The organism is Novosphingobium silvae (assembly GCF_009856825.1).
In the GTDB taxonomy this organism is placed as follows: domain Bacteria; phylum Pseudomonadota; class Alphaproteobacteria; order Sphingomonadales; family Sphingomonadaceae; genus Novosphingobium; species Novosphingobium silvae.
Genome location: NZ_WVTD01000001.1, coordinates 144,958 through 156,975 on the forward strand (window position 1 = coordinate 144,958; position 12,018 = coordinate 156,975).

13 protein-coding genes and 1 tRNA gene are annotated in these 12,018 nt (G+C 68.3%); 9 read left to right on the top strand and 5 right to left on the bottom strand.

Annotation, left to right across the window (positions count from 1 at the left end; all coding sequences use genetic code 11):
- Positions 1–65: 65 nt before the first annotated feature.
- Positions 66–152: transfer RNA gene (locus GR702_RS00730), tRNA-Leu, on the bottom strand.
- 218 nt (positions 153–370) lie between these two features.
- On the opposite strand from GR702_RS00730, the gene GR702_RS00735 reads away from it, so the two are divergent.
- The 4 genes from GR702_RS00735 to GR702_RS00750 all read left to right on the top strand — a co-directional run bounded on the left by GR702_RS00735 (position 371) and on the right by GR702_RS00750 (position 3,724).
- Complete coding sequence (locus GR702_RS00735) at positions 371–1,870, top strand: helicase HerA domain-containing protein (RefSeq protein ID WP_160984037.1); 1,500 nt, start codon at positions 371–373, stop codon at positions 1,868–1,870.
- A 32-nt stretch (positions 1,871–1,902) separates the two neighbouring features.
- The gene (locus GR702_RS00740) at positions 1,903–2,100 is read left to right on the top strand and encodes a DUF4169 family protein (RefSeq protein WP_160984038.1); all 198 of its coding nucleotides are present in this window, start codon (positions 1,903–1,905) and stop codon (positions 2,098–2,100) included.
- Positions 2,100–2,303 carry a hypothetical protein gene (locus GR702_RS00745; protein WP_160984039.1) on the top strand — a complete coding sequence of 68 codons (204 nt, stop codon included), beginning with the start codon at positions 2,100–2,102 and terminating at the stop codon, positions 2,301–2,303. The genes GR702_RS00740 and GR702_RS00745 overlap by 1 nt, the downstream gene beginning before the upstream one ends.
- Before the next feature lie 242 nt (positions 2,304–2,545).
- Complete coding sequence (locus tag GR702_RS00750) at positions 2,546–3,724, top strand: acyltransferase family protein (RefSeq protein WP_160984040.1); 1,179 nt, start codon at positions 2,546–2,548, stop codon at positions 3,722–3,724.
- On the opposite strand, the gene GR702_RS00755 is transcribed toward GR702_RS00750, so the two are convergent.
- A complete protein-coding gene (locus GR702_RS00755; RefSeq protein WP_237449483.1) occupies positions 3,675–4,169 on the bottom strand; it encodes a hypothetical protein in 495 nt (164 codons plus the stop codon). The two genes, GR702_RS00750 and GR702_RS00755, sit on opposite strands and share 50 nt — an antisense overlap.
- A 141-nt stretch (positions 4,170–4,310) precedes the next feature.
- Entirely contained in the window at positions 4,311–5,405 is a 1,095-nt protein-coding gene (locus GR702_RS00760; protein ID WP_237449484.1) for a L,D-transpeptidase family protein, read from the bottom strand.
- 189 nt (positions 5,406–5,594) lie between these two features.
- Here GR702_RS00760 and bioF point away from each other — a divergent pair, with 189 nt between their 5' ends.
- From bioF to GR702_RS00785, 5 genes are all read left to right on the top strand, one after another.
- Entirely contained in the window at positions 5,595–6,758 is a 1,164-nt protein-coding gene (gene bioF, locus GR702_RS00765; protein ID WP_160984041.1) for an 8-amino-7-oxononanoate synthase, read from the top strand.
- Entirely contained in the window at positions 6,755–7,390 is a 636-nt protein-coding gene (locus GR702_RS00770) for an alpha/beta fold hydrolase (RefSeq protein WP_160984042.1), read from the top strand. The genes bioF and GR702_RS00770 overlap by 4 nt, the downstream gene beginning before the upstream one ends.
- Positions 7,387–8,151, top strand: a complete 765-nt coding sequence (locus GR702_RS00775) for a methyltransferase (protein ID WP_160984043.1) — start codon at positions 7,387–7,389, stop codon at positions 8,149–8,151. The genes GR702_RS00770 and GR702_RS00775 overlap by 4 nt, the downstream gene beginning before the upstream one ends.
- Positions 8,152–8,230: 79 nt before the next feature.
- Positions 8,231–8,863, top strand: coding sequence for a dethiobiotin synthase (gene bioD, locus GR702_RS00780; protein WP_160984044.1), 633 nt, complete (start codon positions 8,231–8,233; stop codon positions 8,861–8,863).
- The gene (locus GR702_RS00785; protein ID WP_160984045.1) at positions 8,860–10,116 is read left to right on the top strand and encodes an adenosylmethionine--8-amino-7-oxononanoate transaminase; all 1,257 of its coding nucleotides are present in this window, start codon (positions 8,860–8,862) and stop codon (positions 10,114–10,116) included. The genes bioD and GR702_RS00785 overlap by 4 nt, the downstream gene beginning before the upstream one ends.
- A gap of 137 nt (positions 10,117–10,253) precedes the next feature.
- Here GR702_RS00785 and map read toward each other — a convergent pair whose 3' ends face one another.
- Together map and GR702_RS00795 are read right to left on the bottom strand one after the other, a co-directional pair.
- Positions 10,254–11,087 (bottom strand): type I methionyl aminopeptidase, encoded by an 834-nt coding sequence (gene map, locus GR702_RS00790; RefSeq protein WP_160984046.1) that lies wholly within the window; start codon positions 11,085–11,087, stop codon positions 10,254–10,256.
- An 83-nt stretch (positions 11,088–11,170) separates the two neighbouring features.
- Positions 11,171–11,989: a DUF4163 domain-containing protein gene (locus GR702_RS00795; protein WP_160984047.1), complete on the bottom strand. Its 819-nt coding sequence runs from the start codon at positions 11,987–11,989 to the stop codon at positions 11,171–11,173.
- Positions 11,990–12,018 lie beyond the last annotated feature (29 nt).

Genomic DNA, 12,018 nt, shown 5'->3' on the forward strand with positions numbered 1-12,018 from the left:
GCCGCCCTTCGAAGGGACGGTCAGGGTGCCCGAAGGCAATGATCATTTCCGTTCAGAAATCTGCCTGGTGCGGTCGAGAAGACTCGAACTTCCACGGGCTTTCGCCCACAACGACCTCAACGTTGCGCGTCTACCAATTCCGCCACGACCGCTAAATCTTGGGGACTGGACAGTGATCCGTCCCCGGCAGGAGCGGGCCATTAGCAAAGGGTTTCGGACCCTGCAAGCGGGTCTTGCAGATTATTTTCAAAGCCCGTCATTTTCCCGACCACCGGCCCGCCCGCCTCATCGGCTTGGGCGCTTCCTTCCGGCAGGGGATAACGACGGGGCGCGCTTGCGCCCCGCGCACCGCTTTGGCAGGAGCACGCCCGTGAGCGCGAACATCGTCATCGGCCAGGCGCCGCAAGGCCAGCCGATAGAGATCGACATCAAGGAACTGCTGGCGACCCGCCTGCTCGTGCAGGGCAATTCCGGGTCCGGCAAGTCGCACCTCCTGCGCCGGATCCTGGAAGAGAGCGCCGGCATCGTCCAGCAGGTGGTGATCGATCCCGAAGGCGACTTCGTCAGCCTCGCCGAGGAGTTCGGCCATGTCGTCATAGATGGCTCGGCCTATGGAGAAGCCGAAATAGCGCGGCTGGGCGCCCGCATCCGCCAACACCGCGCCTCGGTCATCCTCGCGCTCGACGAGCTGGAGATCGACCAGCAGATGAAGTGCGCGGCGCAGTTCCTCAACGCCCTGTTCGATGCCCCGCGCGAGCAGTGGTATCCTGCCCTCGTCGTCGTCGACGAAGCGCAGATGTTCGCGCCGGCCGCCGCCGGGGAGGTTTCCGAAGAGGCGCGGCGCGTCAGCCTCGCGGCAATGACCAACCTCATGTGCCGTGGCCGCAAGCGCGGGCTCGCGGGCGTGATCGCCACCCAGCGCCTTGCCAAGCTGGCCAAGAACGTCGCGGCCGAGGCGAGCAACTTCCTGATGGGGCGCACTTTCCTCGACATCGACATGATCCGCGCCGCCGACCTGCTCGGCATGGAGCGGCGCCAGGCCGAAACGATCCGCGACCTTGCGCGCGGGCAGTTCCTGGGGCTGGGTCCGGCGATCTCGCGCAGGCCGGTTCCGGTGAACGTGGGAACCGTGCGCACGGGCGCCAAGTCGGTCACGCCCGGCCTCGCGCCGCTTCCCACCGCCACCACCGAGGAACTGCGCGAGCTTCTTCACGAGAACCTCCACGTCGAGCCCGAAAGGCCTGAGTTCCCGCGTCCTGCCCCCCGGGTGACGATGGGCGTGGACGATGCCGACACGCTCGCCAGCCGCATCGCCGCCAGCGAGATGATCGACCCCGGCGTCGCCCTTTCGCGCGAACGCGCACAGGAGCGCGAGCGCGCCGAGCCTGCGCCCGAGGAAAGCCGCGCAGCCATGGTCGAGATCATGAACGCGATGGCGCAGGAAGACGACTGCACGTTCCAGTCCTCCACCACCTTGTTCCAGGACTTCACGATCCGCTGCCGGATGAAAGGCATTTCGGTGCGCGGACTGGATGCGACGATGTTCCGCCGCGGCTTCGCGGCAGCGCTGGCAGGGATCCGGGATCCCGACGAAGAGCGCTGGACCGACCTTCTCAACCTTGCCAAGCACGTCCCGGACGATGCGCTGGCGACGTTCTACGTGATCGCCCGCGCAGCGATGGACGGCAAGCCATGTCCCGACGACGTGGATCTGGCCCGCGTCTACGGCACCAGCAGCCCGCGCCGCGTGCAGCGCCTGCTCGACTATCTGGAAAAGGACGGGCTGATCGTGGTGCGCACCGATTTTTCGGGCAAGCGCTCGGTCGGCTTGCCCGATCTTGGGGTGACCACCGCGCCGCAAGAGGCCTAGCGGTCGCCCGCGCCGGACGGTAGAAGCGCACCATGGCAGAGATCGTCAACCTGCGGATGGCCCGAAAGGCGCGGACCCGTGCCGCCGAACAGGCGCAGGCCGGAGCGGCGCGGGCAAAGCACGGCCGCACGAAAGCCGAGCGCCTCGCTGCCGACGCCGAACGTGCACGGATCGATCGCGCGGTCGATGGCGCCAAGATCGAACGCGGCGACGACAGGCAGGAAGACTGATGCGCAGCACTCACGAGGAAGCCAGCGTGCGCCTCTACCACCTGGACTCGGGAGCGGAGGGAGGCGCCGCGAACACGCTGTTCTACGGCCCCCTCTCCGAAGCGATGCGGATCGCCGCGCAGCAGAGCGAGGACGTGCAGGACGGCCTGTTCATCGCCACCGACAACGACGTCGTCGCCTACCTCGATCTTCTCGAGGGCTGATCGGCGCGCAGCCGCCGGGCGACAACCTCGATTTTCGAGCTATCGCCGATCATCAGCGCCGCGAGGAAATTCGGCGGGCGGTCCCGCAATCCCGGTGCGATGCCGCGCCAGCACAGGGAAAACCCTCGATAGCGGATCAGAGCGCGCGGCGTGCAGCGAGGCCTGCGTGCTAGCACGCTCTACAGGGGCGTGGCAGCGGGTTCGCCTTCAGCCCCCGGGCAATCCCGCACGGAAGGATCAGGGTGAAAGGCGGCATCGGCGAGACGACATCGAAAGTCATCGCGATTTCGCGCGTGCTCTGCATCCTTTGCGTGATCTACGCCCACGCCCCGCCCTATCATACCCCGCTGCCCCTGCGCGTACCCAGCTACGACGCGGCGATCTGGACCCTTCGCGAAGTGCTCGGGCGGTCGAGCGTTCCGCTGCTCAGTATCATATCGGGCTACCTTGCGGCCCGGCTCGCCATGGGCGGCGGATGGCGGCGCACGCTGCGGCGCAAGGCGGCCACTCTCCTGCTACCGCTCCTGCTGTGGAACGCCATCGCCCTTTCGAAGGACATCGCGTTTTCGCTGGGGGAAGCGATGCCCGCTTTCGAAAGCCTGCCGCGCCTGCTTCTGGCGATCGGCGGCGAACCGCGACTTACGCCGCTCTACTTCCTGCGTGACATATTCCTGTGCAGCCTCTTCGCTCCATGGCTGCTGGCCGGACTGCGACATGCGCGCTGGGTGCTCATGACCTGCCTTGCCGCGAACGCAGTGTGGAACATGGACGGTCCGCTGTTCATCTCCGGCGCCATCCCGCTGTTCTACGCGCTCGGACTGGGTTTGGGCCAGGGGTACTGGTCCGCGGCGATCCTTGAACAGCGCCCACGGCTTTGCTGGGCCGTCGCGGCCAGGACGCTCGCAGCCCTGGCCGTGCTGCCGCTCGTAGCGGCGCAATACCCGGCCCTGCGCCTCCCTGAAAGCCTGAGCGCGGCCTTGCTGATCGTGCGCCGCTTCGCCGCCGCCGCCGCGTTCTGGGTTACGGCCGCCGCCATAGCCCGTCACCACAGGCTCGCCCGTGCATTCGCAGGCTTCGAGCCGGTGATCTTCTTCATATTCTGCGCCCATCCGCTTATCATCGGGCTTGCCTGGACCTTCGTCGGCCCGGCGGCGCGGCAGCTGGGAAAAGGGAGCGAGTTCGCGGCTTTCGCGGCCGCGCCGTTCATGGTCCTGGCGCTCGGCTATCTTGCCGTTTGGATGCTGCGCCGGGTGGCCCCGCGTTTGCTGGGGGCACTGATGGCAGGCAAAGTGCCGAGCGACCGTCAGATGATGGACGCTGTCCGGCCGCTGGCCCTGCTCGCAAACCGCCCGACGATCCCGGACCGCGCCGTCAGAACCGCGCCTGAAGTCCCGCCGCAAGGTAGCGATCGCCCACGTTGACCTTGCCGTCCACCATGGGAAGGATCGGCATCGCCGCGGTGCCGTAGGGCCGCAGGTCGTCGCCGATCAGCCGGGCACCCACTCCAAAAGCAAGGGACATGGGCAACCGGTACGTCGCCTCTACCTTGCCGAAAATCTTGGTGCCCGAATCGTCGCACTTGCCGCCTGATACCGGCGCGTCGTCCGAACGGCGGAAGCACTGCGAACCGTCCTCGTAGTAACCGTCATGGTCGCGCTTGTGGAAGAAGGCGCCCACCGCCGGCGTGATGGAGAAGCCGCCGTCCTCGATGACCGGCACTCCAAGCGCCAGTTCGCCGCCCCAGTCTCCTTCCGAGCGCGCCACATTGGCTTCCGCCCTCACGCCGGCAGAGGCCGGGTGCGCTGCCGCCAGCGCCCCAAACGCGGCGCAAAATGCCAACGGGGTGGCGAGACGATACTTCATCATAGCGGCTGCTCCTTGAACCTCGATCCGGCCGAGGGGCTATTTCAGCCGGGTTGCAGGGGCAAGGTGGGCCGGGTCGGCCCGCCGCGCGGTGGACTCGCTCCGTCGGGTTCGGCCGCGCTAATAGGGCCGCCGCCCCCTCGATCACGCCTGGAAGACCACCTCGGTGCCGGTATGGACCATCTGCGCAAGGCGAGCAGCGTCCCAGTTCGTCAGCCGCACGCAGCCGTGGCTTTCGGTGCGGCCGATGTTCTGCGGCTCGGGTGTGCCGTGAATGCCGTAGTGTTCCTTGGAGAGATCGATCCATACGACGCCGACCGGTCCGTTGGGCCCCGGCGCAAGGCGCCTGGCCTTGTCGTCCGGATCGGCATCCCAGAACAGGTCCGGGTTGTACTGGTAGTCCGGATTGCGGGCCTCGCCCTTGATCTTCCAGGTGCCGAGCGGGAGCGGGTCGCGCGCGCTTCCGGTCGTGACGGGGAACTGCGCGACGAGCTTGCCTCCCTTGTCGTAGGCCCGCAGCGTTCCTTCGGACCTGTCGACGACGATCCGCTCCGCCTGCGGCTGCCGGTTTGCGACGCCAAGCCGCTGGAGCGTGTCGGCCCATCCGCGATCGTCGCCCTCGATCTTGACGAGGGGAACATTGTCGACCGCCGGAACGCGTACGATCCGCCCCGCACCAAGCCGAGTGCCCGGGCCGTTCAACGCAAGAAGCGCGTCCGGCGTGGTATGGAAGCGTTCCGCCAGCGCCTCGGTCATCGAACGGTAGCCGAGACGATCGAACCGCGCCTGCTGCGATGTCTCATGCGGAAGATCCGGCACGAAAGGCCCCCGCGCGAAGGCTGCGGGGATCACCACGCGCCGGGTTGCGGCGCTTCCCTGCCCGCTGAACAGCGCCTGTCGGGTGGCTTCATCCAGGTTGCCGCTCGCGGGCAGGCCGCGGGCTTCCTGGAAGGCGGCAAGGGCAAGCCTGTAGGACCGCCCCTCCTCGCCATCGATCACGCCCGGCGAGAACGCCAGCCGGTCGAGCGCGACCTGCGCACGCAGGACCAGACTGTCGGCGGCTTCGGTTTCACCGCCGCCGGGTGCATCGGCGAAGGCGAGTGCATCGACGACGGCCCGATCGACGGCGGACGAGGCGGACGGGTCCTGCCCGGGTGCTTCCGGCGAGCCGCAGGCGGCCAGAAGCGCCACGGTCGCAAGCGAGATGGCCGAAAGAGAAAGGAGACGTATGCGTTTCAAGCGACACCTGCATCTTTTATCGTTCTATGCTCGATGAACGCGCCAGAACCGGCCGGGATGCAGTGAGCCCAAGGGCCTTTGCGGCTCCGACGGCGGTCGGGCAGCGGTACGGGTCCGGTTCAGGCGCCGGTTCAGGCGCCGGGCTCAAGCGATTGTGCTGCGCCCCGGCTTGCCATACCGGGGCGGGTGATGAGCACGCTCGATTCCCACCTCGAGGCAGCGCTGGCGCGGATCGGGCGCGCCGGTCAGCGCCGAACGCTTCGCCCTGCCACTCTGCTGCCGGGCGGCCGCGTCGAGCGCGATGGCCGCATGCTGCTGGACTTTTCGAGCAACGACTATCTTGGCCTCGCCCGCCATCCGCTGCTGGCACAGCGCGCCGGGCAGTGGGCCGCCGCTCATGGTGCCGGCGCGGGCGCCTCGCGGCTGGTGACCGGCACGAGCGAACGCCACCTCATGCTCGAGGCGCGCATCGCCGCGTTCAAGGCGTGCGAGGCCGCACTCCTCTTCGCGAGCGGGTGGCAGGCCAATGCGACGGTAATCCCCGCGCTGCTTGCGGCCATTCCGCGCACGGCCGTGTTCGCCGACCGCCTGATCCATGCCTCGATGCATGCCGGGTTGGCCGCGGCAGGTGCGCGCCAGCACCGCTTCCGCCACAACGACCTTGGCCATCTGGAAACCCTGCTGGCCGAGAAGGGGGCGAATGCCCCGGCCCGGCTGATCCTGACCGAAACGGTCTTCTCGATGGATGGCGACCGTGCCGACATGGTGCGGCTGGCCGAAATCGCCGAGCGCTACGACGCCGTCCTCTTCGTGGACGAAGCGCATGCCACCGGAGTGCTGGGGCCGCAGGGGCGCGGGCTCACCGCGCTCGTGCCGGGCCGGGTAGACGTGGTGATGGGCACTTTCAGCAAGGCGCTTGGCAGCTTCGGTGCCTATGTGGCGGGATCGCGCGCGTTGATCGACTATCTGGTCAATTCGGCCAGCGGCTTCGTCTTCACCACCGCCCCGCCGCCGGCCGTGCTGGGTGCAATCGACGCGGCGCTCGACCTGGTGCCGGACATGGAGCCGCAGCGCGCCCACCTCGCCCGACTGTCCGAGCGGCTGCGCAGCGGCCTTGCGCGGCTCGGTCTGGAGTACGGCGCATCCTCGACCCAGATCGTTCCCGCCGTGATCGGCCCGGAGGACGAGGCGATGGCCCTGTCGGCACGCCTCGAGGCTGCCGGTTTCCTTGCCTCGGCGATACGCCCGCCCACGGTTCCGGCGGGAACCAGCCGCCTTCGCCTTGCCCTGCGCGCCGGGCACACCGAGGTAGACGTCGACGCCCTGCTTGCAGCGATCGAGGCGCAGCGGTGAAACTGCTGTTCGCCCACGGCTGGGGCTTCGACCGCCACTTCTGGGCTCCGCTCGCCGCGCTCCTGCCGGAATGGGAGCATGCAATCGACGATCGCGGCTATTTCGGCGCGCCTGTGCAGCCGGGGGTGGAGGGGCCCTGCCTGGCGGTGACTCACTCGTTCGGGACCATGCGCGTGCTGGCGGCCCCGCCGATGGGGCTGGTGGGGATCGTCGCGATCAACGGCTTCGAGCGCTTCAGTGCGGTTCCGGGCCGGGCCGGCGTCCCGCTGCGCGTGATCGACCGCATGCTCCGCCGCTTCGAGACGGAGCCTCGTGCCGTGCTCGCGGAGTTCCGGCGCACCTGCGGCAGCGATGAAGGCTTCGGCGAGATCGACGCGGGCCTTCTGCATACGGACCTCCTGCGCCTGCGCGATGCCGCCCCGCCGCTGCCGGAAGTGCCGGTGCTCATGATACACGGCGGGCAAGACCCGCTGCTGCCCGCCGCCATGCGCGAAGAGGCCTTCGCCGGTGCGGACCTGCGGCGGATGGATCATCCCGAGGGCGGCCACCTGCTTCCGCTCGAGGCACCGGCGCTTTGTGCGGCGGCAGTACGCGGCATGGCGGCGGCACTGGCAGAAAGGGCGGCACCGTGAACAGGCGCGAGCGTATCCGCGATGCTTTCGCAGCCGCCTCTGGCTACGATGGCAACGCCCGCGTCCAGCGCGAGGTCGCACGGCGCCTCGCCGCACGCATCGCCGGGCTGCAACTGCGTGCTGCGCCCCGCGTGCTGGAAATCGGCTGCGGCACCGGGTTCCTCACGCAAGCCCTGGCCGACACCGACCTCGGCGGCGAGTGGCTGGTCACCGACATCGCTCCCGAAATGGTGGAGCGCTGCAGGAGCCGGTTCGTCGGTGCCAGGCAGCCCGCCGCGCTGCGCTTCGCGGTGCTCGACGGCGAGCGCGGCACTCCTTCAGGTGGCCCTTTCGACCTCATTTGCTCCAGCCTTGCCGTGCAGTGGTTCGACGACACGCCAGCAGCGCTTGCCCGCATGGCGGGCTGGCTCGCGCCCGGGGGGCACCTTGTCGTGACCACGCTCGGCCCCGGCAGCTTTGCCGAGTGGCGCGCCGCGCACGCGGCCGAGGGGATCGCGCCGGGCACTCCCGCCTTTGCCCCGGTGGAGCACTTTGCCGCACTTCCCGGCGCCTCGATCGAGGTGGAGTGCCATGCCGAGCGCCACGAGAGCCCCCGCGCCTTCCTGCACGCGCTGAAAGCGATCGGGGCGGGCACTTCGCACCCCGGACATCGCCCGCTCGCCCCCGGCCGGCTCCGCCGCGTCATGACCCGTTTCGCCCAAAGCGGATGCGAAGTCACTTACGAGGTCGTGACCTGCCACCTGCGCCGCGCTACGGCATAGGACAAGCAGAACGACGCCGCCCCTGCCGTTCGCACAAGGCGGGGGATCTACTTCACATTCCTGTCAGCGGTCCCGATCCATGCCCTTTCGTCCCATCATCGTAACCGGAACCGACACCGGTATCGGCAAGACCGTGTTCGCCGCCGCTCTGGCGGGTGCGCTCGGCGCGCATTACTGGAAGCCCGTGCAGGCCGGGATCGAGGATGAAGGCACCGACGCACAGCGCGTGGCCCACCTTTCCGGCCTTCCGCGCGAACGGGTGCTGGACGAGGCGTATTGCCTGCAGACGCCCTGCTCGCCGCATCTGGCAGCGGAGATCGACGGTCTGGCGATCGACCCTGCTCGCCTGTCCCTTCCTAAGGTGGAAGGGCATCTGGTGGTCGAAGGTGCAGGCGGCGTGCTCGTCCCCCTGTCGCGCAGCCAGACCTATGCCGATCAGTTCGCCAGCTGGGGCGCGCCGGTCGTCCTGGTCGCACGCACGATGCTGGGCACCATCAACCACAGCCTTCTCTCCATCGAAGCCCTGCGCGCCCGCTCCGTGCCGATCCTGGGCATAGCCTTCGTCGGCGATCCGGTTGAGGACAGCGAGGCCACGATCTGCGCCATGGCCGGGGTGAAGCGGCTGGGCCGCCTGCCGCCCCTGGATCCGCTTGAACCCGGGGCACTGCGCGCCGCATTTGCCGCAAACTTCCGGCTGGAGGATTTCGCATGAGCCGTTCCGCGATCTGGCACCCCTTCACCCAGCATGGCCTGTGTGAGCCGATCCCCCTCGTCACCCATGCCGAAGGAGCGCGGCTCCATACGTCCGACGGGCGGCGCGTGATCGATGCGATCTCCTCGTGGTGGGTGACGACGCATGGCCACTGCCACCCCCGCATCATGGCTGCCATCGCCGAGCAGGCGGGAAAGCTGGACCAGCTGATCTTCGCCGGGTGGACCCACGAGCCGGCCGAAGCCGTGGCCGCCGGGCTGACCGCGATCATGCCGCCCGAACTGACCAGGGTGTTCTTCTCCGATTCGGGCTCCACCAGTGTCGAAGTCGCGCTCAAGATGGCGCTGGGCTACTGGCATGCGCGAGGGCAGGCACGGCACCGCATCGTGGTGATGGAACACAGCTATCACGGCGATACCATCGGCGCGATGTCGGTGGGAGAACGCGGCGTCTTCAACCAGCCGTACCAGCCGCTGCTGTTCGATGTCGGCCGCATTCCCTTTCCGCGTGCCGGAGCCGAGCAGGCGACGCTCGATGCGCTCGAGGCGCTGTGCCGGGCCGGAGATGCCGCCGCCCTCATTGTGGAGCCGCTGGTGCTCGGCGCGGGCGGCATGCTCGTCTACAAGCTCGAGACCCTGCGCGCCATGCGAGAGATCTGCGCGGCGCATGGCGTGCTGTTCATCGCCGACGAAGTCATGACCGGGTGGGGCCGCACGGGCACTCTGCTCGCCTGCGAACAGGCGGGCGTGGTGCCCGATATCCTGTGCCTGTCCAAAGGGCTGACCGGCGGCGCCCTGCCGCTCGCCGTGACGATGGCGATCGAACCGGTGTTCGAGGCCCACTGGTCCACCGACCGCGCGCGGATGTTCTTCCACTCGTCCAGCTACACCGCCAACCCGCTCGCCTGCGCGGCCGCGGCGGCCAACCTAGCCATCTGGGCCGAAGAGCCGGTGATGGAATGCGTCACCGACCTGGCGGCCCGCCAGTCGGGCTGGCTGGAGAAGCTCGGCCGGTTCTGTCATTTCGAGAACCCGCGCGTTCTCGGCACCATCGCCGCGCTGGACATTCGCACGCGGGGCGAAGGTGGCTACATGGACGGCCTCGCCCCGCAACTCATGGCGTTCTTCCGGGCAAGAGACGTGCTGCTCCGTCCCCTCGGCAACACGGTCTATGTGATGCCCCCCTACTGCATCACCGACGACCAGCTGGACGAGGTCTGGAACGCCATCGGCGAGGCGGTGATCACGTTCTGAACTTTCCGGCTGGTCCCCGCCTCCGGACCGGATGCCGGCTCAGGAGCGGAAGGCACTCGCCGGGCGAAAGGTTATCCGCCCGGCGCCACGCCCCGAACGACGCAGCGCGCAGCGGAACGGCAGGGCGCGAGAAAGCGTCAGGCGTAGGGGGGCTTGTGCAGGCCTGCGGGGCTCGTCGTGAAGATCTCGCAGCCATCCTCGGTGATGCCGATGGAGTGCTCGAACTGCGCCGAAAGCGACTTGTCGCGCGTGACCGCCGTCCAGCCATCCGCAAGCAGCTTCACCGGCGGCTTGCCCAGATTGATCATCGGCTCGATCGTCATGAACATGCCGGGACGCAGTTCCGGACCGGTGCCGGGGCGGCCGGCGTGAACCACTTCGGGGGCATCATGGAACAGGCGTCCGAGGCCGTGGCCGCAGAACTCGCGCACCACGCCGTAGCGGTTCGCTTCGGCATAGGCCTGGATGGCGGCGCCGATGTCTCCCACCCGGTTGCCCGGCCGGGCTTCGGCAATGCCGATCATCAGGCACTCGTACGTGACGTCCACCAGGCGGCGGGCTTTCAGGGGCACATCCCCCACCAGGTACATGCGGCTGGTATCGCCGTGCCAGCCGTCGAGCAGCGGGGTGACGTCGATATTGACGATGTCGCCGTCCTTGAGCGTCTTTTCCGATGGGATGCCGTGGCAGACGACGTGATTGATCGAGATGCAGCACGAATGCGCGTAGCCGCGATAGCCCAGCGTCGCGGGGACCGCACCGCCCGCGAGCGTCAGTTCGCGTACCTTGTCGTCGATCGCGGCGGTCGTGACACCGGGCTGCACCATGGGCGCGATCTCGTCGAGGATGCTTGCCGCGAGGCGGCCGGCGCGGCGCATGCCCTCGAACCCTTCGGGGCCATGCAGCTTGATGGTGCCATCGCGCAGGAGAGCTTCCTCCTGGCCGGGCTCTACGATCTGGTATTCGGTCATGGTCCCTAGATAGCGCATGCAGGCCCGGATTGCGAGGTCGGAAGGATACCGGCGGCTCGCACCCCGCTGCCTGCCCGATCCGCTCAGTTCCTGGCCGAGAAAGCGGAGCGGTACTGGGGCTTGAGCGCGGCCATCACCTTACCCGTCACCGGCAGCGTTATCTCGTAGCTTCCTTCGGCATAAGGGCCAGCCTCGTAGGGCGCGACGAGCACGCCGATGCGATCGAAGGTCCGATTGTTCGACGAGCCCAGGATCAGCGTCTGCGCGGTGGGATCGATGCACTCGGTGAACATCTGCCCGCCGCGCTGCACCGGCTCGCCGCGCTTCTTCGCACGCTGCTGGTCGAGCGCATCGCAGAACGGCGCCTGGATCGACTGGCGCAGGCTCTCCGCGTTGGTAAAAAGTTCGGCGGGCTTGCGCGGTGTGCCCGCCGCGCGGTCCCACAGCAGCGTATCGTAATTCGTCATCCCGTGCGCGCCGCCGGAATATTCGAACAGCGTCGCCGAAAGCGAAAGCCATCCGGGCAGGTCGGTCACGACCCTCCAGTCCACCTGCCGCTCGTAGGCGTGGAAGGGATAGCCATCCTTGTCCATCTCCGCCTTGCCCGCGCGGGCAGAACTGTCGACATCCGAGCGTGCCGCTTCGAGCCGCCCCTCAAGCATCTGGTTGAGCGCGGGGATCGCCGCCGCTTGGGCGGGATAGGCATAGGCGAAGGAGTAGAACTCGTTGCTCACCTTCTCCGCCCGGCCCTTGGGCGGCGGTGCCTCGGTTGCAGGAGCGGGCGTTGCCGGCGATCCGTCCGCCTCCAGTGTCGCGGAAGCGCTGGGCGCAGGTTGCGGCGATGTGCCGCAAGCCGCCGCGCCCGTCAGCGCCATGATCGCCACTAGGCCGCGATATCGCATCAAGATTCCTCTCGCACTCGGGTTGGCAG

What these genes read in the sequence shown, in the direction of transcription:
- GR702_RS00795 (WP_160984047.1), bottom strand. Translation starts at nt 11,989, where the DNA reads ATGCGATATCGCGGCCTAGTGGCGATCATGGCGCTGACGGGCGCGGCG.
- GR702_RS00755 (WP_237449483.1), bottom strand. Translation starts at nt 4,169, where the DNA reads ATGATGAAGTATCGTCTCGCCACCCCGTTGGCATTTTGCGCCGCGTTT.
- bioF (WP_160984041.1), top strand. Translation starts at nt 5,595, where the DNA reads ATGAGCACGCTCGATTCCCACCTCGAGGCAGCGCTGGCGCGGATCGGG.
- map (WP_160984046.1), bottom strand. Translation starts at nt 11,087, where the DNA reads ATGACCGAATACCAGATCGTAGAGCCCGGCCAGGAGGAAGCTCTCCTG.
- GR702_RS00745 (WP_160984039.1), top strand. Translation starts at nt 2,100, where the DNA reads ATGCGCAGCACTCACGAGGAAGCCAGCGTGCGCCTCTACCACCTGGAC.
- bioD (WP_160984044.1), top strand. Translation starts at nt 8,231, where the DNA reads ATGCCCTTTCGTCCCATCATCGTAACCGGAACCGACACCGGTATCGGC.
- GR702_RS00740 (WP_160984038.1), top strand. Translation starts at nt 1,903, where the DNA reads ATGGCAGAGATCGTCAACCTGCGGATGGCCCGAAAGGCGCGGACCCGT.
- GR702_RS00785 (WP_160984045.1), top strand. Translation starts at nt 8,860, where the DNA reads ATGAGCCGTTCCGCGATCTGGCACCCCTTCACCCAGCATGGCCTGTGT.